Source organism: Zunongwangia mangrovi, assembly GCF_900112105.1.
Classification (GTDB): domain Bacteria; phylum Bacteroidota; class Bacteroidia; order Flavobacteriales; family Flavobacteriaceae; genus Zunongwangia; species Zunongwangia mangrovi.
This window is the reverse complement of sequence record NZ_FOKV01000008.1, coordinates 91,201-108,490: the sequence shown is the minus strand read 5'-3', so window position 1 is coordinate 108,490 and position 17,290 is coordinate 91,201. Positions and strand designations below refer to the sequence as shown.

Here is a 17,290-nt window from a genome sequence, read left to right as displayed (position 1 = left end):
TTAAAATTACCGAATTTAAACTTTAATTCGGCGTTTCATTTCTTCTACAATATTATAAGCAGCAGGACAAATCGCAGTATTCTTAATGGTAAGATTCGATATTTTATGAAAGTCTTTTCTATCGGTATGCGGATATTCACGGCACGCCTTTGGCCGTACATCATAGATTAAGCAATAATTATCATGACCTAAAAAAGTACAGGGAACATTTTGCAACACATAATCTTTATCCTCATCTACTCGAAGATATTGATCGATAAATTGTTGTGGCTTCAATTTTAAAAACTTACTAATACGCTCTATATCCTTATTGGTAAAAAGTGGCCCGGTAGTTTTGCAGCAATTTGCACAGTCTAAACATTTAGTACGGGAGAATTCTTCCTCGTGCATTTGCTGCATTTTAACGTCTAAATCTTTAGGTGGACGTTTCTTTAGCTTAGAAAAAAACTTTTTATTTTCCTTCTGCTTATCTTTGGCCTTTCCCGGCAGCTCTTTTAAAATTTCCTGCATGCCGCAAAGATAATAAGATTATGAAGGAAAAAGATATCTTCGGAATGGCAATGAAAGCCTATTATTTCGAAAAAGATGCAACTCCTATTGAAGTGCATTCGCCAGATTTTGATGATGATGAGATCGCAATTAAATACTTGTTTAGAGAATTTGCTGAAATGCCTAAAACCGAACAAAAAGCGCTTACACTTGCCTATGGTAATGTGTTGGATGTAGGTTGCGGTGCCGGAAGTCATGCACTTTATCTTCAGCAAAAAGATATAAAAGTAAAAGCTATTGATACTTCTGAAGGGGCGATTGAAATTGCCAAAGAACGCGGAGTAATAAATGCTGAAGTAAAAGACTTTTATGCTGAAATTGGTCAATATGACACGCTATTATTCTTGATGAATGGCACCGGGATTATTGGAAACCTTATCAATACCGATAACTTTCTAAGTATCTGCCAAGAGATCCTGAAACCCGGCGGGCAGATACTTATCGATTCATCAGATCTTAGCTTTTTAGAAGATGAAGAAGAGCCAAACGAGGATTTAGATCGTAAATATATAGGAGAGATCGATTTTCGTATAAGTTACAAGGGAGAAAAATCAGATTATTTCCCATGGCTTTACTTAGATTTCAATTTGCTTAAATTAGCGGCCCAAAAGCACAATTTTAATTGCGAATTGATCGTTGAAGGCGAGCACTACGATTATTTAGCAAAACTTACGCTTAAAAATGATTAAATTTGAACACCATATTATATTCTAAATGAAGAAGTTTTACAAGTATTTTTATACACTATGCCTTTTTGTATCGATCACCTCTTGTTCTAGCGATGGCAATGGTGGGGGCGATTCAACAGATGATACTCCGGTAATCGATAGAACATTAAATCAGCAAGGATTAGGTGATTCGGCTAATGACCTTTTGAGTGATGATAATTATACTTCGATGAATATCGAGGTATTATTTGTAAATGGTTTTCAGCCAACACAGGCTGCCATGGAAAACTTTCAGGCATTTATAGAAGAAAGAACATATAAGCCAGATGGGATTTCTATTAGCTATCGAGAGGTAGCTTCATCTGGCATGTCTCCTTTTGCGATAGAGGAAATTGCAGATATCGAAGATGAAGAACGAGGCACTTTTAATATTGGCGACGAAATTAGCGTTTATATTTATTTTGCTGACGGTAGTAACGAGAACGACACCGACCAGCGATTTGTTTTAGGTTCTGCTTATCGAAATACTTCTATGGTTATTTACGGCGAGACTATAAACAGATTTGCCGCCAGAGCAAATGCACCCAGTAAGAGTGTGATTGAAACCGCTGTTCTAAATCACGAATTTGGGCATTTATTTGGTCTAGTTAACGTAGGAACCGAATTACAAAGTGATCATGAAGACGACGATAATGACGGTCATTGTACTGAAGAAAACTGTTTGATGAGAGCTTCTTTAGAATTTGGAAGCGGTATCATAAACCAAGTTCGCGGTACTGCTCCAGAAATGGGACCACTGTGTATTGCTGATTTACAAGCCAACGGCGGAAAGTAATTCAACTGAATACATATTAAAGCATAAAAAAGCCTTTTTGACAATTCAAAAAGGCTTTTTTAGTATTATTTTAAACTCTTTTACTTCTTCTGAAGTTTTTTGTTCTTTGTAAAAGCAACAAGCGATAATATTAAAAACCCTACAGCTATTCCATTGAAAAAACCTCTTAGCAAGTCTGTAAATATTTCTAGGTTTACTGAAACTACACTAATTACCAATAACGACATACCCAAAACCAGTAATGTTAGCGCTTGTTTTTTAGTCGGATTTACTAGCATGTTATGGTTGATTTTAGTTTGCCACTTCGCTTATAAATTTAATTCGGTACAAACGAAGTTCTTCATCGTCATAATCACCGTCAAATTCTTCTAGCGCAGCTTCAATCTTATCGGTTTCAGCTTCAAGAAAATATTCGTGTAATTCTTCCTGCTGATCTTCATCTAAAAGATCTTCGAGATAATAATCGATATTCAGCTTAGTACCACTATAAACGATAGCTTCCATCTCTTTAATAAATTCAGGCATTTCCATCCCTTTTGCAGATGCAATATCATCTAAAGGTAATTTTCTATCCACACTTTGTATGATGAATAATTTTAATGCACTATTAGCTCCGGTAGACTTTACAACTAGGTCATCTGGTCGTATCACTTCGTTATCTTCTACATATCTCGCAATAAGATCTACAAATTCTTTACCGTATTTTTTAGCTTTTCCTTCACCAACACCGTGAATATTCCCAAGTTCCTTAAGATCTACAGGATATTTAAGTGCCATATCATCTATAGAAGGATCCTGAAAAACTACAAAAGGAGGCACAGCATTTTTCTTGGCCACTTTTTTACGTAGTTCCTTTAGCATGCCCACTAATTTATCATCGACTCCAGTTGAAGCTTTGGCCGATACCGCAGCATTATCCGTATTTTCGTCGAAAATATGATCGTGCGTCATCATAAATGACTCTGGGTTCTGCAGGAATTCTTCTCCTTTTTCGGTTAGTTTTATAACTCCGTAAGTTTCGATATCCTTTCTTAGATAGCCTGCTACAAGTGCCTGCCTTGTAAGTGCCATCCAAAAACCTTCATCTTTTCCTTTTCCTTTACCAAAAAGCGGATTAGTATCTGTTTTATGTGATAAGATCAAGGCGTTACTCTTTCCAACGATCGTCTTTACGATCTCTTTAGATTTGTAAAGCTGTTTGGTATCTTTAACAACCTGGATAAGCAATTCTAAATCTTCCTTTGCTTCATGTTGCTTTTTAGGATTACGAACATTATCATCCATTTTGGCCTCGTCCATTGTTTCCTCATCAAATTCTTCCCCAAAATAATGGAGAATGAATTTACGTCGAGAAATAGAAGTCTCTGCATACGCTACGACTTCCTGAAGCAATGCATGGCCAACCTCCTGCTCTGCAACAGGCTTACCACTCATAAACTTTTCTAGCTTTTCGATATCCTTATAAGCATAGAATGCAAGACAATGTCCTTCTCCTCCATCACGACCAGCTCTACCGGTTTCCTGATAGTAACTTTCTATACTTTTAGGAATATCATGATGAATCACAAAACGTACATCGGGTTTATCGATTCCCATACCAAAAGCAATGGTTGCTACAACAACATCTACTTCTTCCATCAAGAACATATCCTGATGTTTTGATCTTGTTTTAGCATCTAAACCTGCATGATACGGAATCGCGTTTATACCATTAACCTGAAGGGTTTGTGCCAATTCCTCTACCTTTTTACGGCTAAGACAATAAATGATCCCGCTTTTACCATTATTCTGTTTTACAAAACGAATAATATCGGCATCAACATTTTTAGTTTTAGGCCGTACTTCGTAATATAAGTTAGGACGGTTAAAACTTGCTTTAAAAGTTTTAGCCTTAGGAATCCCAAGATTCTTAAGTATATCTTCCTGTACTTTTGGAGTTGCAGTAGCGGTAAGAGCGATAATTGGAATGTTCTCTCCAATACGTTTAATAATATGTCTTAGATTTCGATATTCTGGTCTAAAATCATGTCCCCATTCGCTAATACAGTGCGCTTCATCTATGGCTAAAAAAGATATTTTCTGCTCTTTTAAAAACTCGACATAATCCTCTTTTGTAAGAGACTCTGGCGCTACATAAAGAAGCTTGGTTACACCATTGATGATATCTTCCTTTACCTGTTTAACTTCTGTTTTATTTAGCGAAGAATTTAAAACGTGGGCGACACCATATTCCGAAGAAATTCCGCGAATGGCGTCTACCTGGTTTTTCATTAAGGCGATAAGGGGTGATACTACAATTGCTGTTCCTTCTTCAATTAATGCAGGTAGCTGGTAGCATAGGGATTTACCTCCTCCTGTTGGCATTATTACAAAAGTATCGTGCTTATTTACAATACTGGCAACAACATCCTCCTGAAGACCTTTAAATTGGCTAAAACCAAAATATTTCTTCAGTTGTTTATGTAAATCAATTTCAGTCAAACTCATTCAATTGTGTTACAATTTTACATACATTTGCACATCTAAATATACATATTTCTTTAGTATCTGCAATCCTTAATTATTTCAAAATTTGAAACTTCAGCAAAAAATTTTAAATGTAGCGAAAGAAACTGTAAAAATTGAAGCTAAAGCGATTGCAAATTTAGAACATCTTATTGATAATGAATTTGTAGAAGCTGTAGAAAATATTTACAATTCTAAAGGAAGAGTGATCGTTACCGGCATTGGAAAAAGTGCTGTAATTGCCAGTAAAATTGTTGCTACTTTAAATTCTACAGGAACGCCGGCAATTTTTATGCATGCTGCAGATGCTATACATGGCGATCTTGGCATAATACAAAAAGACGATATCGTTATTTGTATTAGCAAAAGCGGAAACAGCCCCGAAATTAAAGTTTTAGTACCTTTTATTAAGGACTTTCATAATACATTAATTGCCATCACTTCCAATAGGGATTCGTTTTTGGGACAATCGGCAGATTTCATTTTAAATTCTTTTGTAGAAAAAGAAGCCTGCCCAAATAATCTAGCCCCTACTACCAGCACAACTGCACAATTGGTTATTGGTGATGCACTGGCTATTTGCTTATTAGAATTAAAAGGATTTTCTAGCGAAGACTTTGCAAAATACCATCCCGGCGGCAGTCTTGGAAAAAAACTATATTTGCGAGTTAAGGATATTGCCGCTCAAAACATGAAACCCAGCGTTTCCCCAGAAACAACGGTGACCGATGCAATTATCATAATTTCTGAAAACATGCTTGGAGTAACCGCTGTTTTGGAAAATGATATAATTGTTGGTATCATAACCGATGGTGATATTCGTAGAATGCTAAAAAACAATAACGAATTTAAGAATCTTACTGCAGGTGATATTATGAGCACTTCTCCTAAGAGTATTGATGAAGATGCACTGGCTACCCAGGCACTCGATCTTTTAGAAGAAAATAAAATATCACAATTATTAGCTACTAAAGACGGCAAATACAGTGGTGTGGTTCATATTCATAACTTAATAAGAGAAGGGATATTATAATGAAGAAAATAGGCCAGCCTCAGGAAGAACCAGAAATGTCTTTTTTAGACCATCTTGAAGAATTAAGATGGCATTTAATACGCGCCGTTCTTGCCGTTGTAATCGCTGCTACTTTAGCCTTTTTTCTGAAAGGTTTTATTTTTGACGTTCTTCTTTTTGGACCTAGTAAAGGCGACTTTTGGTCGTATAGTATGCTTTGCGAACTTTCTCAAATCGTAGGGATAGATGGCGGATTTTGTTTTGAAGAACTTCCGTTTACGATACAAAGTAGAACTATGGGAGGACAATTCTCTGCTCACGTGTGGACCTCTATTACCGCCGGATTTATAATCGCATTTCCTTTTGTAATTTATGAATTCTGGAAATTTGTTGCACCCGCGATGCACGAAAATGAGCGTAAACATGCAAAAGGTTTTATTTTTGTAACTTCATTTTTGTTCTTTCTAGGAGTGCTTTTTGGTTACTACGTGGTAACCCCTTTATCGATTAACTTCTTAGGAAAATATCAGGTAAGTGAAGTTGTTTTAAATGAGTTTGATCTTAGCAGTTACATAAGTCTTGTTAGGGCATCTGTGATCGCAACCGGACTTATTTTTGAATTACCAATACTAATTTACTTCCTTACAAAAGTAGGCGTGGTTACACCGCAATTCTTAAAAACTTATAGAAAATATGCATTAGTGATCGTACTTATTCTTTCTGCGGTAATTACTCCTCCAGATATTGTAAGTCAGATTATTGTTGCAGTACCGGTACTTATTCTTTATGAGGTAAGTATTGTAATTTCAAAGGTTATTTATAAAAGAGAAATTAAAGAAAAAAGTTAAGCTATGATTGATCAGGTTGACGAATTTAATTCGTATCGCCAAAAAATGAACGATAAGATTCTTGGAGAGAATAATAAAGTTTTAAAACGTATTTTCAACTTAGACACCAATGCTTTTGCTGAAGGTGCTTTAGATAAAAGAACTAAAGAACTTTTAGGTTTGGTAGCATCCCTTGTTTTAAGATGTGACGATTGCGTAAAATATCACCTTGAAAGTAGTTTTAAAGAAGGATTAAAACGTGACGAGGTAATGGAAACCTTAAGTATCGGGACTTTAATTGGCGGCACAATTGTGATCCCACACTTAAGAAGAGCTTTTGAATACTGGGATGCTTTAGAAGAAGCTAATACCGAAAAATAAACTACTTCAAGGCAAGCCCACGAGGTATTTACTAGAAACAATTTTTTAATTTCGAGGCAAGCCTCGGAGTATTATACCCTTTGGCGGTGCCAATAAATCGGTATAATTTATGTTTATACTGAACTAAATTCAAGACATGAAGTTAACAGCCGACAATCTTATAAAACAATATAAAGGAAGAAAAGTAGTAAAAGGAATTTCTCTTGAAGTGAATCAGGGTGAAATTGTTGGATTATTGGGGCCTAACGGTGCAGGAAAAACTACTTCATTTTATATGATCGTTGGGCTTATTAAACCAAATAGTGGTAATATTTTCTTGGATAAAGAAAATATTACCAACTTCCCTATGTACAAAAGAGCTCAGCATGGGATTGGATATCTGGCTCAGGAAGCTTCGGTATTTAGAAAGTTGAGTATCGAAGATAATATTATGAGTGTGCTGCAGCTTACCAAACTTTCTAAAAAAGAAAGGCACATGAAAATGGAGTCTTTAATTGAAGAATTTGGACTTAATCATATTCGTACCAACCGCGGCGACCTTTTAAGTGGTGGTGAACGCCGACGTACAGAAATTGCTCGTGCCCTGGCTACAGATCCTAAATTCATTCTTTTGGACGAACCTTTTGCCGGTGTAGACCCAGTTGCGGTAGAAGATATTCAGCGAATTGTAGCGCAATTAAAAGACAAAAATATCGGAATCCTAATTACAGATCACAATGTGCAGGAAACTCTTGCTATTACAGACCGAACTTATTTAATGTTTGAAGGAAGTATCCTAAAACATGGTATCCCAGAAGAACTTGCCGAAGATCAGATGGTACGTAAAGTATATCTAGGTCAAAACTTTGAACTTAGAAAAAAGAAACTTTTTCAGTAGAATTTCAGCAGAAAAACATCAGCCGATTTTGTATAATTTCAGCTTTAATTTTTCTTTCCGAAGAAAACCGATAAAAGTACATAACTCAATATGATCATCGGTACAGCTAAAAACTGAAATAATACAATAAGCACCACACAAAGGATAAGGAATATATATCTAATTTCATTTCCTTTAAATCCCCAGTTTTTAAATTTAAGAGCGAATAAGGGCAATTCAGCATTAAGTATAATTACACTCACAATGGTTAAGACAACAAGAAACCATTCATTTAAAATCAAATCTGTCGCAAAACTATTGGGCTGAAAAGTTAAAATTAAAGGCAAAGACAATATTAAAAGTGCATTAGCCGGTGTTGGAAGACCAATAAACGAATCGGTTTGGCGATCATCTACATTAAATTTTGCCAGTCTAAAAGCCGATCCCAAAATGATCAACAAACCAAACAAAGCCATAGGATTAAAGGTAAATTCCAGCCAATTGTTTTCAGATGTCCATTGCTTTACTCCGTCTTCACCTGGCAGCGCCATCGTAAATAGCTGAAACATTACTATTCCCGGCACTACACCGCTTGTCACAACATCTGCAAGAGAATCCAACTGTAGCCCAACATCACTTTTTACATTTAAAGCTCGTGCAGCCAATCCATCAAAGAAATCGAAAAATATTCCCAGCGCGACAAAAAATGCAGCAGCAACCAGATTCCCCTGTACGGCGAAAATGACGGCTAAACTTCCACTAAATAAATTACAAAGCGTTATAAGATTAGGAATATGTTTTTTCATTGGTCGATTTAGTTTGCAATCAACTAAAATAGGTAAATAGACCTCAATGTCTAATAAAATTTCCTTAAAACCTTTTTTCGGACCTGAGTTTATTATTTTTGAATTCAGAAATTAAAAGCAATTTTACGATCCTGAAACGACCAATATCAATCGGTAGTCAGTTTAGAAAATAGAACCTTATGAAAAACTTTCTTTTAGCCATTTTAAGCGGACTTTTACTTGCTTTTGGTTGGCCGGTAAATGGTTTTCCTTTACTCTTATTTTTTGGATTTGCACCCTTACTGATAGCAGAATTCAATATTCGAAATTCTGAAGCAAAATTTATTAAATGGAAAGTTTTTGGAGTTTCTTATCTGGCATTTTTCATCTGGAACCTTCTAACAACATATTGGATCTATTTTTCAACACCTTTTGGCGGTGCTTTTGCGATCTTAGCGAACTCGCTTTTAATGTCGATCGTGTTTCTAATTTACCACATCGTAGCAAAACGAACAGGTTTTAGAGCATCAGCTAGTTTTTTTATAAGTTTTTGGATCGTTTTTGAAAAAATTCATCTCGGATGGGAATTTTCCTGGCCATGGCTAAACTTAGGGAACGCTTTTTCTGAATATATAAACTGGATCCAGTGGTATGAATTCACCGGGACTTTTGGTGGCACTTTGTGGATATTGCTCGTTAACTTTATCATTTTTAAAGCTATCCTATCTTATACTGAATTTAAAGACCGCGGCATTTTGTATCTCGCAACTTTAAAGTCGGTTTTGTTAATTGGTCTTCCTATTTTGGCATCTTATATTATTTTATGGAATTATGAAATGCCAAAGAATAAGATCACTGCTCTTATTTTGCAGCCAAACATTAATCCATACACAGAAAAATATAATACAAACGACACAGCGATAGGTGACTTATTGCTAAATATGAGTCGGGAAAATATTACAGACTCAACAACGATTGTACTAGCTCCTGAAACGGTTTTTGCTGACGGAACGGTTTTATCAAGATTCGATAATTCTGAAGCGGCTTTCTACGGAAGACAAATTGCATCCCTTCAGCCAAAATTAAGCTTTTTAGGAGGTGTTTCTTTTTATGAACGTTTTTCAGATCCTTTAAAAGTCAGCCCGCAATCCAATAAATTAAGAGAAAATGACTGGTTTGACGATTATAACTCGGCATTCCTGATCGAAAACAATTCAGCAAAACAGATCTATCATAAATCGAAATTAGTCGTTGGTGTAGAAAATTTTCCTTACCAGGGTATTTTAAAACCAATCTTAGGAGACGTAATGATCGATTTGGGCGGAACTGTAGCTATGAAAACCACGCAGCCAGATCGTGAAGTTTTCAATATAGCGGATGGCGTAAATACAGCACCTATTATTTGTTATGAATCGATCTACGGCCAATATGTGACCGGCTATGTAAAAAATAATGCCAATTTTTTAAGTATAATCACCAATGATGCCTGGTGGGGAAATACTGCCGGACATCGCCAGCATGCGAGTTATGCTAAACTTAGAGCTATTGAAACAAGAAGATCGGTTGCACGAAGCGCCAATACCGGAATTTCAGAAATTATTAATCCAGTTGGTGAAGTAGAACATCAATTAGGTTATGACAAACGCGGAACGCTTTCGGGAAATATTATACTTAACGATAAACTCACATTTTACACCAAACACGGAGATTACATCGCTCGAATTTCGAAGTTTTTAGCGTTATTTATTTTCTTATTTGCTGTTGTAGGAATTAAGCGAAGTAAGTATTTTTAAGGTTTAAAGATCAATATTCCGAATCGGCGAGGCGGGCGGGTTTAGAATGTGAGCACACCTCGCTATGATTGCGAGAATTCAATGCACCTTTCAATAAATTAAAGACTCAAACGGCTTATAGGCTATAATCTATTTTCTCTTTTCTGAATTCTGAAAAATTTACTGTCCACGCATCGAAAGCACTGTACTCAAAGTTTTTAGAATAATATTAAGATCGAGAAATAAACCACGATGCTTAATGTAGAAAAGATCATATTGTAGTTTTTCTAAAGCTCCAGCTTCTTCCCCACTATAATCTCCTTTCACCTGCGCCCAACCAGTAAGTCCGGGTTTTATGACGTGCCGAATGTTATAAAAAGGAATAGAATGTGAAAGCTCCTGAACAAACACAGGACGCTCTGGCCTTGGACCAATTAAACTCATTTCGCCCTTCAGTAAATTAATAAACTGCGGAATTTCATCGATTCTCGCCTTTCGCATAAACTTCCCAAAGGGAGTTGTTCGATAATCATTTTTTTCAGCATAACGAGGGCCAGCAGCTTCCGCATCTTTGATCATTGTCCTAAATTTCACGATCTTAAATGTTTTTCCATTCTGTCCTATTCGCTCCTGGGTGTAAAATAAACTTCCCCGATTTCCTATAATATTACCAATTAGTATAAAAGGCGTTAGTATTAATCCAACACACAAGCCTAAAATGGAAAATACAACATCAAATAAGCGCAATCCAAAAAGGTAAAATTTATTTTGATTGCTTCGGCTAAATGGGAAATAGCGATAGAAATCGTGATCTACATTCTGAACGGGAATACGTGCAGTAATATCTTCATAGACCTGCATATAATCTTTGATAGGAAAACCTTGATTCAGTAAAAAACTCAACTCGTTATAAAGTGGAAGCATCAAACCTTTTTTATAACCGCTCGCCACTACTATTTCTTTGATATGATATTCTTTAACTGCTTTTCGAAGATCACGCACTTCAAATTGAATAAGATTTTTATTTTTTACTTTAATTTGGCCATCTGTATTAATAAAACCTACAATTTCGTAGTTAGGATCGGCCTTTACAAAAGCATCATAAATAAGCTGAATATCAAAACTATCACCAACAACGATCACTTTTTTATTAAATCTTGGTGAAGCTATGAGATAAATATAAGCCGCACGCCATACCAATAGCGTAATAGTAATCGTTAGAAAAAAATATAAAATCTGAAATCGGTTATTTGGCAAACTTGGACTCAGCACTGGGGTAAGCATAAAGAAAAGTACAGTAATTGATGACGTTAAAAGCACATTCTTTAGAACTGAATCGAATTTGCTCGCTTTTTGAAGATCGTAGAGTTCGAACACGTGAGCGAACAATTTTAGGTAGGCCACAAATAATATTGTCCAATACCAAAAATCTGCCGTTATCCTAAAATAACTAAAATTTGTAAATGTTCCTAGCAAGAACAAAGCTGCCAGAACAAAAAGCACATCCAAAATTCGCAAAAGAACTTTTCTTTCTGAAATTTCGAAATGTAGTAGGGGTTTGTCTGCCATTTCAAAAAACTTTCTGATGCTAAGATACACTTTTAAGATAAAATATTAAGCCACAGTTTTTTAACGATCTCCCAATTAAAACCTTCAATTTTTTTACGTGCTCTTAGGCAAATATTGGATGCTTTTATCGAATTTTCTAAAAGGTTCTTAGTTTTAGCAATTAGTTCCTCAATATCTTCACTATCATACAAAACACCATCCTCCTGATCTTTTATCAGATAAGAAATACCGCCTACATTAGAACTTAAGACCGGCAGCCCCAAAGCCATAGCTTCAACAATACTGACTGGTGTATTATCTATTCTTGCTGTATTTATAAACAAATCACATTTTTCTGAAAGATTATGCCATTCTTGCTTTTCTAATTTTCCGGTAAAATCTACAGGTAAATTATGCTCTTCTACATATTTTTTGCATTTATCATAACTTTCATCCTTTTTGGGCCCCACCATAAAAAGTTGGGCATCTTTATAATCTTGCAATAAAGCTTCGAGTAGTTGAATTGCCAAAAATGGGTTGTAAATCTCAGCAAAAGCTCTCACCCAAAGTAGTTTCGGTTTGAACTCAGTTCGAGATTTAAATTTATATTCCTCAAGTGGAATTGAATTTGGAATAAATTTGAGATTTTCAAGCCCTGAAGTCAAAAATTTGGACAGCAAAAACTGAGATGGTGCTATGTTATATTCAGCATTTTTAAAAAATGAAAAGTATTTTGTTTTGAGTCGTTTTTCAAGATTTCCGCCATGCAAAATATTGATATATGGAATGCTATTTAATTTACATATCCTACCGCAAAGGTAAGCGTACCAAAAATTTTGCGTACTATAAACATCGATTATCACCCAATCAACTTTAGGCCCAAGCTGAAGAGTTTTAAATAACATTTCCGCTAGACGCGACACTTTATTGATCTTAGAAGAAAAAGAATAGACTTCGAAACCTTCCTTTTGTAGTAGCCCAGGTAAAATATCTGCTGAAGTAGGAGTTCGATTTAGTTTGGCTAGTTTATTACCTATATAAAGAATGCTTTTAGCCGACATTATTAATCACTTCTAGCCAATCCTTTCTAACATTTATCCAACCAAAAGATTCAGCCTTTTTTCGAGCATTAAAAGCTATAGCCTGACCAATATCTGGATTTTCAATAATATTCTTTATTTCTGAATACATCTTTTCTGAATCTCCGGAATCAACCAATACACCGTCCTGAAGATGATCGATAAGAACTGGCATACCACCAACATTTGTAGAAATAATTGGTAGCCCGAGACTCATAGATTCAATTACGCTGATTGGAGTATTATCAATTGTAGTTGAGTTTATAAAGAAATCGTATTCTTTGGAAAGATCTGCCCAGACTTTCTTTTTCAACTTACCGGTAAACTTGACATTGAGATCTTTCTTTTTAACTAATCGCTTACATTCCTGCATACACCCATCCTTTTCTGGTCCAATCATACATAATTCGGCATCTTCAAATTCTTCAGACAACAATTCTAAAACTTTAATGGCCATTTTAGGATTATATCTTTTCTGAAATCTTCTTACCCACAATAATTTAGGTCGAAAAGTGGATCTTTCTTTATAAGGGTAATTTTGTAAATCAATCGAATTTGGGATTAATTTTAAGCGATCAAAATCTCTTGATTCAAATTCACTTTTTAGAAAATTTGAAGGAGCTATATTTACAAATGCATTTCCAAATAATCTTTTGCTGAATTTAGGATCTTTATCTAAACGCTCTGGTAAGTTACCTCCATGTAATATAGGCACGTAAGGTATTTTGTATATTTTAGAAAGTCGCCCTACCAAATAAGCATAGTAAAAATTGGTTGCCCCGTAGGTATCGATTAGAACAATATCTGTGGTAGAATGAAATTTCATAATAAGGCATAACATCTCAGTCAAACGGATAAGCTTATTATTTTTAGCTGATGCCGTTTTTACCTTAAAGCCTTCTTCCCTTAGCATTTTACTTAAGAAAGAGATGTAAGTAGCGGTAAAACTATCTACTCGCAAATCGTTTCCTATATACAGGATCTTTTTTGTCATCTACTATATAAAGTAATGCCAAACCATAAACGAAGGCCGGTAAAGCTATTCGCATGGCTGAATGATTAATCGTTAAAAACCAAAATGCTAAAAAAGCTAAAAAATAATAATTGTTCTCGAATTTAAACCAAAATACTAGAGGAACAAAAATTAATATCAATAAACTAATGAGACCTAATAGTCCTTGTTCAGAAAGCATCCTACTGATTTCGTTATGAGTAGCAATACTTTTACCTAATTGCTCTTCTCTATATTCTTTACCTTTCCCTACCCCTATTCCCAATATTGGATGATTTACAAAGGCATGCAGTTCGGTTTCTATCAATTCAGCTCTTCCAGTTGTTATATCCTCTTTTAATTTTCCTGAGGCATCTTTATTGGTATACCTATTGCTTATTAGTCCATAAGTTTTGACCAAACTAAAGGTCCACACGCCCAGACCAACCGCTGCGATAAAAAGAATTTTTCTAAAAATAGCAGATCTAGACTTTCCGTCCATTTTATAATAATAGAAAATCAGAAAAGTGCTTATACATATAATTCCGGTAAATACGCCTCCACGTGAAAATGTCACTACTGCTCGATAAGCCATCAAACCAAGCAATGCAAAATCAATAAGGTTTATTAGTTTATCTTTCACTAAAAATAGTCTGGTACAGATTAGAAAAAAGCCCATCCCAAAAATAGTAGAAATCTGATTGGGTCCATATCCACCAGTTGCAGAATAATTCGCAGAAACATTAATTAATGATTCTTTTAAACTCGGCGTATATAAATATAAATAAAACATATTTGATATAAGTGGTAACAGAAGCATTAAAATTACCTTCTCAAAATCAGACCTCTTTATCTTTTTATAATAACAGTAAACTGCAACAATTCCCAGACAAACTGGACCACTAAGATTAAAGGCCACCAATTTTCTAAATTCTGCAGTATAGCTGATATTAATCGCTGAGACTAAAATCCCAGGAACCATCATCAAAATAAATAACCAGTAAGGAACTGTTTTAGAAGATGTTCCTTTGAAAAACATTCCAATGAGCAGAAATATAATAACCATGTATTTACCGGTTTCATAAAAAACCATCCCTGCTGTCATCCTAAAATACACCTCACTTCCTGCCATATAAGCTGCAGCCATCAAGGCTTCATTGTTCTTATTCTTTTTTTGAAGAATATATATTAGCCAAAACAATAACATTCCATGACAAAGAAGTACAGAAACAGGTCTAAATAAATAAATAGCAAAAGCCATCCCTATATGCAGCAATAGCAATTGGAAGTATTGTTTTCTATTTTGTTCTATACTTAACTGCATTGCTTATAGAAATCAATGAATTTTGAAATGTTGACCTCAGCACTAAACTTCTGTTTTACGTGAATGGAAATTCCTGCACCATGTTGAAGTCTTAGTTCTTCACTCCTAGAATAAATTTCAATTGCATTAGCAATATCTTTTTTAGCACCTGGTTCTACCATTATTCCGTATTCACCAATTACTTCAGGACACTCTCCTACTTTAGTACAGATAACCGGTAATCCAGCCATCGCATATTCTAATATAGCTAGAGGAAGCCCTTCAGACTTGGAAACTAGTATACCTATATCTGCCTGAGAAAGAATATCTTTTGTAATTTTATGCGAACCATAATAAAAGATATTCCTTGTTTTCTCTATTTTAGTTTTCAAGTCTTCACTGTATGAATCTTTAAAATCCTTTCCGAATAAATGTAGACTAATTTCCTTATTATCAAAAAACTCGTTAAAAACATCTATTAATAAATGATGATCTTTCTGAGGTCTTAAATTAGCTACGCAAATTATTTTGAAACATTGCTTACCTTTTAAAGTCAATTTATGTTCACTACTCTCAACTAAGTTTACAAAATTATTGATCATCTTGTAATTATGTGCTAAAAGCATTTTTTTATTCCATCTTAATAGCTGCCGATTAACACATACAACTCCGTCAAAATATTTAGAACATTGTTTTAGTACTTTATAATTACGATCTTTTAGATATTCACTATCTCCATAATGATCATGCCATATAAATACAATTTTAGTATTGATAAAAAATTTCAACAAAAAACCAATAAAATATGATGTACCATGAGCATGTATCACATCTATTTTATTTGCTCTAACAAATTTGTGTAAAGAACGTAAAGCTCTGAGATCTAATATTCTCTTACGTTTTAGAAAAAAATATTTTGAAAAGTCTACAATTTCATCTTTTAGCAAGCTCTCTTCTCTTGTTACACATAGATAGCTTTCTACATCATTCTTATTTAGTTCATTGAACAAATTTACAGCCATCTTTTCTGCTCCTCCCGGATGTAAAGAATCTATGATTTGTAGCACTTTCATAACAGGTTCTTTATTTCTTTTTCAAAATATTCCACCGTATAATGCTGAGACCAATTCATCGCTTCTGTAGCCATTTTTTGTAATTCCCCTCTATTTTCCAAAACTTCATTTAGCTTCGTAAGATCTTTCTCTAATTCCTCATTAAGAAGAATCCCTCTTTTTCCATTTTCTAGCATCCAAGGCACACATGAAACACGAGTTGCAACAGGAATACATCCAAAGAACATAGCTTCAGCAACCGCTTTGGGCCAACCTTCACTTTTAGAAGGTAAAATCGAAAAATGGGATCTTTTATATTGGTCCTTTAATTGATCTAACGGAACACCTCCGCAAACAGTAATACAAGTACTAAGATTCATAGTTTGGATATAATTTTCTAAATCAGGTCTTAATGGTCCCTCTCCAAAAATTTTCAAACTAACATCTCTTCCTGAATTCTTCAATTTTTCTACCAAACGAATTGCATAAAGCGGCTGTTTTCCTTCAACCAGGCTACCTACAAATAAAAATTTAAGCTCACCCGAAAAATTTTTTTCGACCTCTTCTATCTCAACTTCAGAGAATGAAGCGGTAAAAAAAGGTATAATATTTTTAGTTTGATTTGGCCATTTACCATAGGTAAGCACCTTTATATTCTTACTTAAAAGCGTATTTGAAACTATCCATTTTTGAAGTTTATAACTCAAAGGTTGCTTGGAATTTGGTTCCCAATTACCGGCATACTTTACTGTTTTAGCTTTTGAAGGAAAAAATATTTGTACTAAACATCCCAAAAGCCCCATATTTCCAGGGCAGCGCAAATGAATATGATCTGCCCAGATCATAGCCTTACTAATTTGAAATATTAATAGTGGAAGTTTTAATATTGATAGTAGTTTTTCTTTTAACGATACGATAGAAAATCTCGGGACCTCAACAAAATTTAAATTTGAATGCTTATAAGCCGATACTAGCGCTGATGTTTCATGTAGCTGAAGTGGTGCCACCACCTTTACCTTTTCCACATACTTAAACCACATGTTCATCTCACGAAAATAGGGCGCATAACCCAAATACTGGTTGTTTTTCAAGCTATGCGGAACATGGGTGATAATTAAGAAGTTCAT

General features: G+C 34.8%; 17 protein-coding genes. 7 read left to right on the top strand and 10 right to left on the bottom strand.

What is annotated here, in order from left to right; genetic code table 11:
- Window positions 1-15: 15 nt before the first annotated feature.
- Window positions 16-510: a YkgJ family cysteine cluster protein gene (locus BM201_RS15145; RefSeq protein ID WP_092544117.1), complete on the bottom strand. Its 495-nt coding sequence runs from the start codon at window positions 508-510 to the stop codon at window positions 16-18.
- A 20-nt stretch (window positions 511-530) separates the two neighbouring features.
- Between BM201_RS15145 and BM201_RS15140 the strand changes: the two genes are divergently transcribed.
- Window positions 531-1,238: a class I SAM-dependent methyltransferase gene (locus BM201_RS15140; RefSeq protein ID WP_092544115.1), complete on the top strand. Its 708-nt coding sequence runs from the start codon at window positions 531-533 to the stop codon at window positions 1,236-1,238.
- A 25-nt stretch (window positions 1,239-1,263) separates the two neighbouring features.
- Window positions 1,264-2,052, top strand: coding sequence for a hypothetical protein (locus BM201_RS15135; protein ID WP_092544113.1), 789 nt, complete (start codon window positions 1,264-1,266; stop codon window positions 2,050-2,052).
- Between the two features lie 80 nt (window positions 2,053-2,132).
- Here BM201_RS15135 and BM201_RS15130 read toward each other — a convergent pair whose 3' ends face one another.
- Together BM201_RS15130 and recQ are read right to left on the bottom strand one after the other, a co-directional pair.
- On the bottom strand, window positions 2,133-2,330 hold the full coding sequence (locus tag BM201_RS15130; protein WP_092544111.1) for a hypothetical protein: 198 nt from the start codon (window positions 2,328-2,330) through the stop codon (window positions 2,133-2,135).
- A 13-nt stretch (window positions 2,331-2,343) separates the two neighbouring features.
- Entirely contained in the window at window positions 2,344-4,539 is a 2,196-nt protein-coding gene (recQ, locus tag BM201_RS15125; RefSeq protein ID WP_092544110.1) for a DNA helicase RecQ, read from the bottom strand.
- 85 nt (window positions 4,540-4,624) lie between these two features.
- On the opposite strand from recQ, the gene BM201_RS15120 reads away from it, so the two are divergent.
- The 4 genes from BM201_RS15120 (at window position 4,625) to lptB (ending at window position 7,654) form a co-directional block, all read left to right on the top strand.
- The gene (locus tag BM201_RS15120; protein ID WP_092544108.1) at window positions 4,625-5,590 is read left to right on the top strand and encodes a KpsF/GutQ family sugar-phosphate isomerase; all 966 of its coding nucleotides are present in this window, start codon (window positions 4,625-4,627) and stop codon (window positions 5,588-5,590) included.
- Window positions 5,590-6,417, top strand: coding sequence for a twin-arginine translocase subunit TatC (gene tatC, locus BM201_RS15115; protein ID WP_092544106.1), 828 nt, complete (start codon window positions 5,590-5,592; stop codon window positions 6,415-6,417). The genes BM201_RS15120 and tatC overlap by 1 nt, the downstream gene beginning before the upstream one ends.
- 3 nt (window positions 6,418-6,420) lie before the next feature.
- A complete protein-coding gene (locus tag BM201_RS15110) occupies window positions 6,421-6,777 on the top strand; it encodes a carboxymuconolactone decarboxylase family protein (protein ID WP_092544104.1) in 357 nt (118 codons plus the stop codon).
- A 136-nt stretch (window positions 6,778-6,913) separates the two neighbouring features.
- The gene (lptB, locus tag BM201_RS15105; protein ID WP_092544102.1) at window positions 6,914-7,654 is read left to right on the top strand and encodes an LPS export ABC transporter ATP-binding protein; all 741 of its coding nucleotides are present in this window, start codon (window positions 6,914-6,916) and stop codon (window positions 7,652-7,654) included.
- A 44-nt stretch (window positions 7,655-7,698) separates the two neighbouring features.
- On the opposite strand, the gene BM201_RS15100 is transcribed toward lptB, so the two are convergent.
- Window positions 7,699-8,439, bottom strand: a complete 741-nt coding sequence (locus tag BM201_RS15100; protein ID WP_092544100.1) for a CDP-alcohol phosphatidyltransferase family protein — start codon at window positions 8,437-8,439, stop codon at window positions 7,699-7,701.
- Window positions 8,440-8,618: 179 nt separating this feature from the next.
- Between BM201_RS15100 and lnt the strand changes: the two genes are divergently transcribed.
- Window positions 8,619-10,211, top strand: a complete 1,593-nt coding sequence (lnt, locus tag BM201_RS15095) for an apolipoprotein N-acyltransferase (protein WP_092544098.1) — start codon at window positions 8,619-8,621, stop codon at window positions 10,209-10,211.
- A gap of 159 nt (window positions 10,212-10,370) precedes the next feature.
- Here the strand turns inward: lnt and BM201_RS15090 are convergent, their stop codons facing one another.
- Genes BM201_RS15090 through BM201_RS15065 form a run of 6 tightly spaced genes read right to left on the bottom strand, consistent with a single transcriptional unit; the run spans window position 10,371 to window position 17,290 of the window.
- Window positions 10,371-11,759, bottom strand: coding sequence for an exopolysaccharide biosynthesis polyprenyl glycosylphosphotransferase (locus BM201_RS15090; protein WP_092544096.1), 1,389 nt, complete (start codon window positions 11,757-11,759; stop codon window positions 10,371-10,373).
- A gap of 32 nt (window positions 11,760-11,791) precedes the next feature.
- Window positions 11,792-12,799 (bottom strand): glycosyltransferase family 4 protein, encoded by a 1,008-nt coding sequence (locus BM201_RS15085; protein WP_245758667.1) that lies wholly within the window; start codon window positions 12,797-12,799, stop codon window positions 11,792-11,794.
- The gene (locus BM201_RS15080) at window positions 12,789-13,811 is read right to left on the bottom strand and encodes a glycosyltransferase family 4 protein (protein WP_175487063.1); all 1,023 of its coding nucleotides are present in this window, start codon (window positions 13,809-13,811) and stop codon (window positions 12,789-12,791) included. The genes BM201_RS15085 and BM201_RS15080 overlap by 11 nt, the downstream gene beginning before the upstream one ends.
- Window positions 13,765-15,132, bottom strand: coding sequence for an O-antigen ligase family protein (locus tag BM201_RS15075; protein WP_245758666.1), 1,368 nt, complete (start codon window positions 15,130-15,132; stop codon window positions 13,765-13,767). Before BM201_RS15075 ends, BM201_RS15080 begins: the two co-directional genes overlap by 47 nt.
- Window positions 15,123-16,184: a glycosyltransferase family 4 protein gene (locus tag BM201_RS15070; protein ID WP_092544094.1), complete on the bottom strand. Its 1,062-nt coding sequence runs from the start codon at window positions 16,182-16,184 to the stop codon at window positions 15,123-15,125. Before BM201_RS15070 ends, BM201_RS15075 begins: the two co-directional genes overlap by 10 nt.
- The gene (locus BM201_RS15065; protein WP_175487062.1) at window positions 16,181-17,290 is read right to left on the bottom strand and encodes a glycosyltransferase family 4 protein; all 1,110 of its coding nucleotides are present in this window, start codon (window positions 17,288-17,290) and stop codon (window positions 16,181-16,183) included. Before BM201_RS15065 ends, BM201_RS15070 begins: the two co-directional genes overlap by 4 nt.

What these genes read in the sequence shown, in the direction of transcription:
- lnt (WP_092544098.1), top strand. Translation starts at nt 8,619, where the DNA reads ATGAAAAACTTTCTTTTAGCCATTTTAAGCGGACTTTTACTTGCTTTT.
- BM201_RS15085 (WP_245758667.1), bottom strand. Translation starts at nt 12,799, where the DNA reads ATGTCGGCTAAAAGCATTCTTTATATAGGTAATAAACTAGCCAAACTA.
- BM201_RS15140 (WP_092544115.1), top strand. Translation starts at nt 531, where the DNA reads ATGAAGGAAAAAGATATCTTCGGAATGGCAATGAAAGCCTATTATTTC.
- BM201_RS15080 (WP_175487063.1), bottom strand. Translation starts at nt 13,811, where the DNA reads ATGACAAAAAAGATCCTGTATATAGGAAACGATTTGCGAGTAGATAGT.
- BM201_RS15075 (WP_245758666.1), bottom strand. Translation starts at nt 15,132, where the DNA reads ATGCAGTTAAGTATAGAACAAAATAGAAAACAATACTTCCAATTGCTA.
- BM201_RS15100 (WP_092544100.1), bottom strand. Translation starts at nt 8,439, where the DNA reads ATGAAAAAACATATTCCTAATCTTATAACGCTTTGTAATTTATTTAGT.
- tatC (WP_092544106.1), top strand. Translation starts at nt 5,590, where the DNA reads ATGAAGAAAATAGGCCAGCCTCAGGAAGAACCAGAAATGTCTTTTTTA.
- lptB (WP_092544102.1), top strand. Translation starts at nt 6,914, where the DNA reads ATGAAGTTAACAGCCGACAATCTTATAAAACAATATAAAGGAAGAAAA.
- BM201_RS15070 (WP_092544094.1), bottom strand. Translation starts at nt 16,184, where the DNA reads ATGAAAGTGCTACAAATCATAGATTCTTTACATCCGGGAGGAGCAGAA.
- BM201_RS15135 (WP_092544113.1), top strand. Translation starts at nt 1,264, where the DNA reads ATGAAGAAGTTTTACAAGTATTTTTATACACTATGCCTTTTTGTATCG.
- BM201_RS15145 (WP_092544117.1), bottom strand. Translation starts at nt 510, where the DNA reads ATGCAGGAAATTTTAAAAGAGCTGCCGGGAAAGGCCAAAGATAAGCAG.
- BM201_RS15110 (WP_092544104.1), top strand. Translation starts at nt 6,421, where the DNA reads ATGATTGATCAGGTTGACGAATTTAATTCGTATCGCCAAAAAATGAAC.
- BM201_RS15130 (WP_092544111.1), bottom strand. Translation starts at nt 2,330, where the DNA reads ATGCTAGTAAATCCGACTAAAAAACAAGCGCTAACATTACTGGTTTTG.
- BM201_RS15065 (WP_175487062.1), bottom strand. Translation starts at nt 17,290, where the DNA reads ATGAACTTCTTAATTATCACCCATGTTCCGCATAGCTTGAAAAACAAC.
- BM201_RS15090 (WP_092544096.1), bottom strand. Translation starts at nt 11,759, where the DNA reads ATGGCAGACAAACCCCTACTACATTTCGAAATTTCAGAAAGAAAAGTT.
- recQ (WP_092544110.1), bottom strand. Translation starts at nt 4,539, where the DNA reads ATGAGTTTGACTGAAATTGATTTACATAAACAACTGAAGAAATATTTT.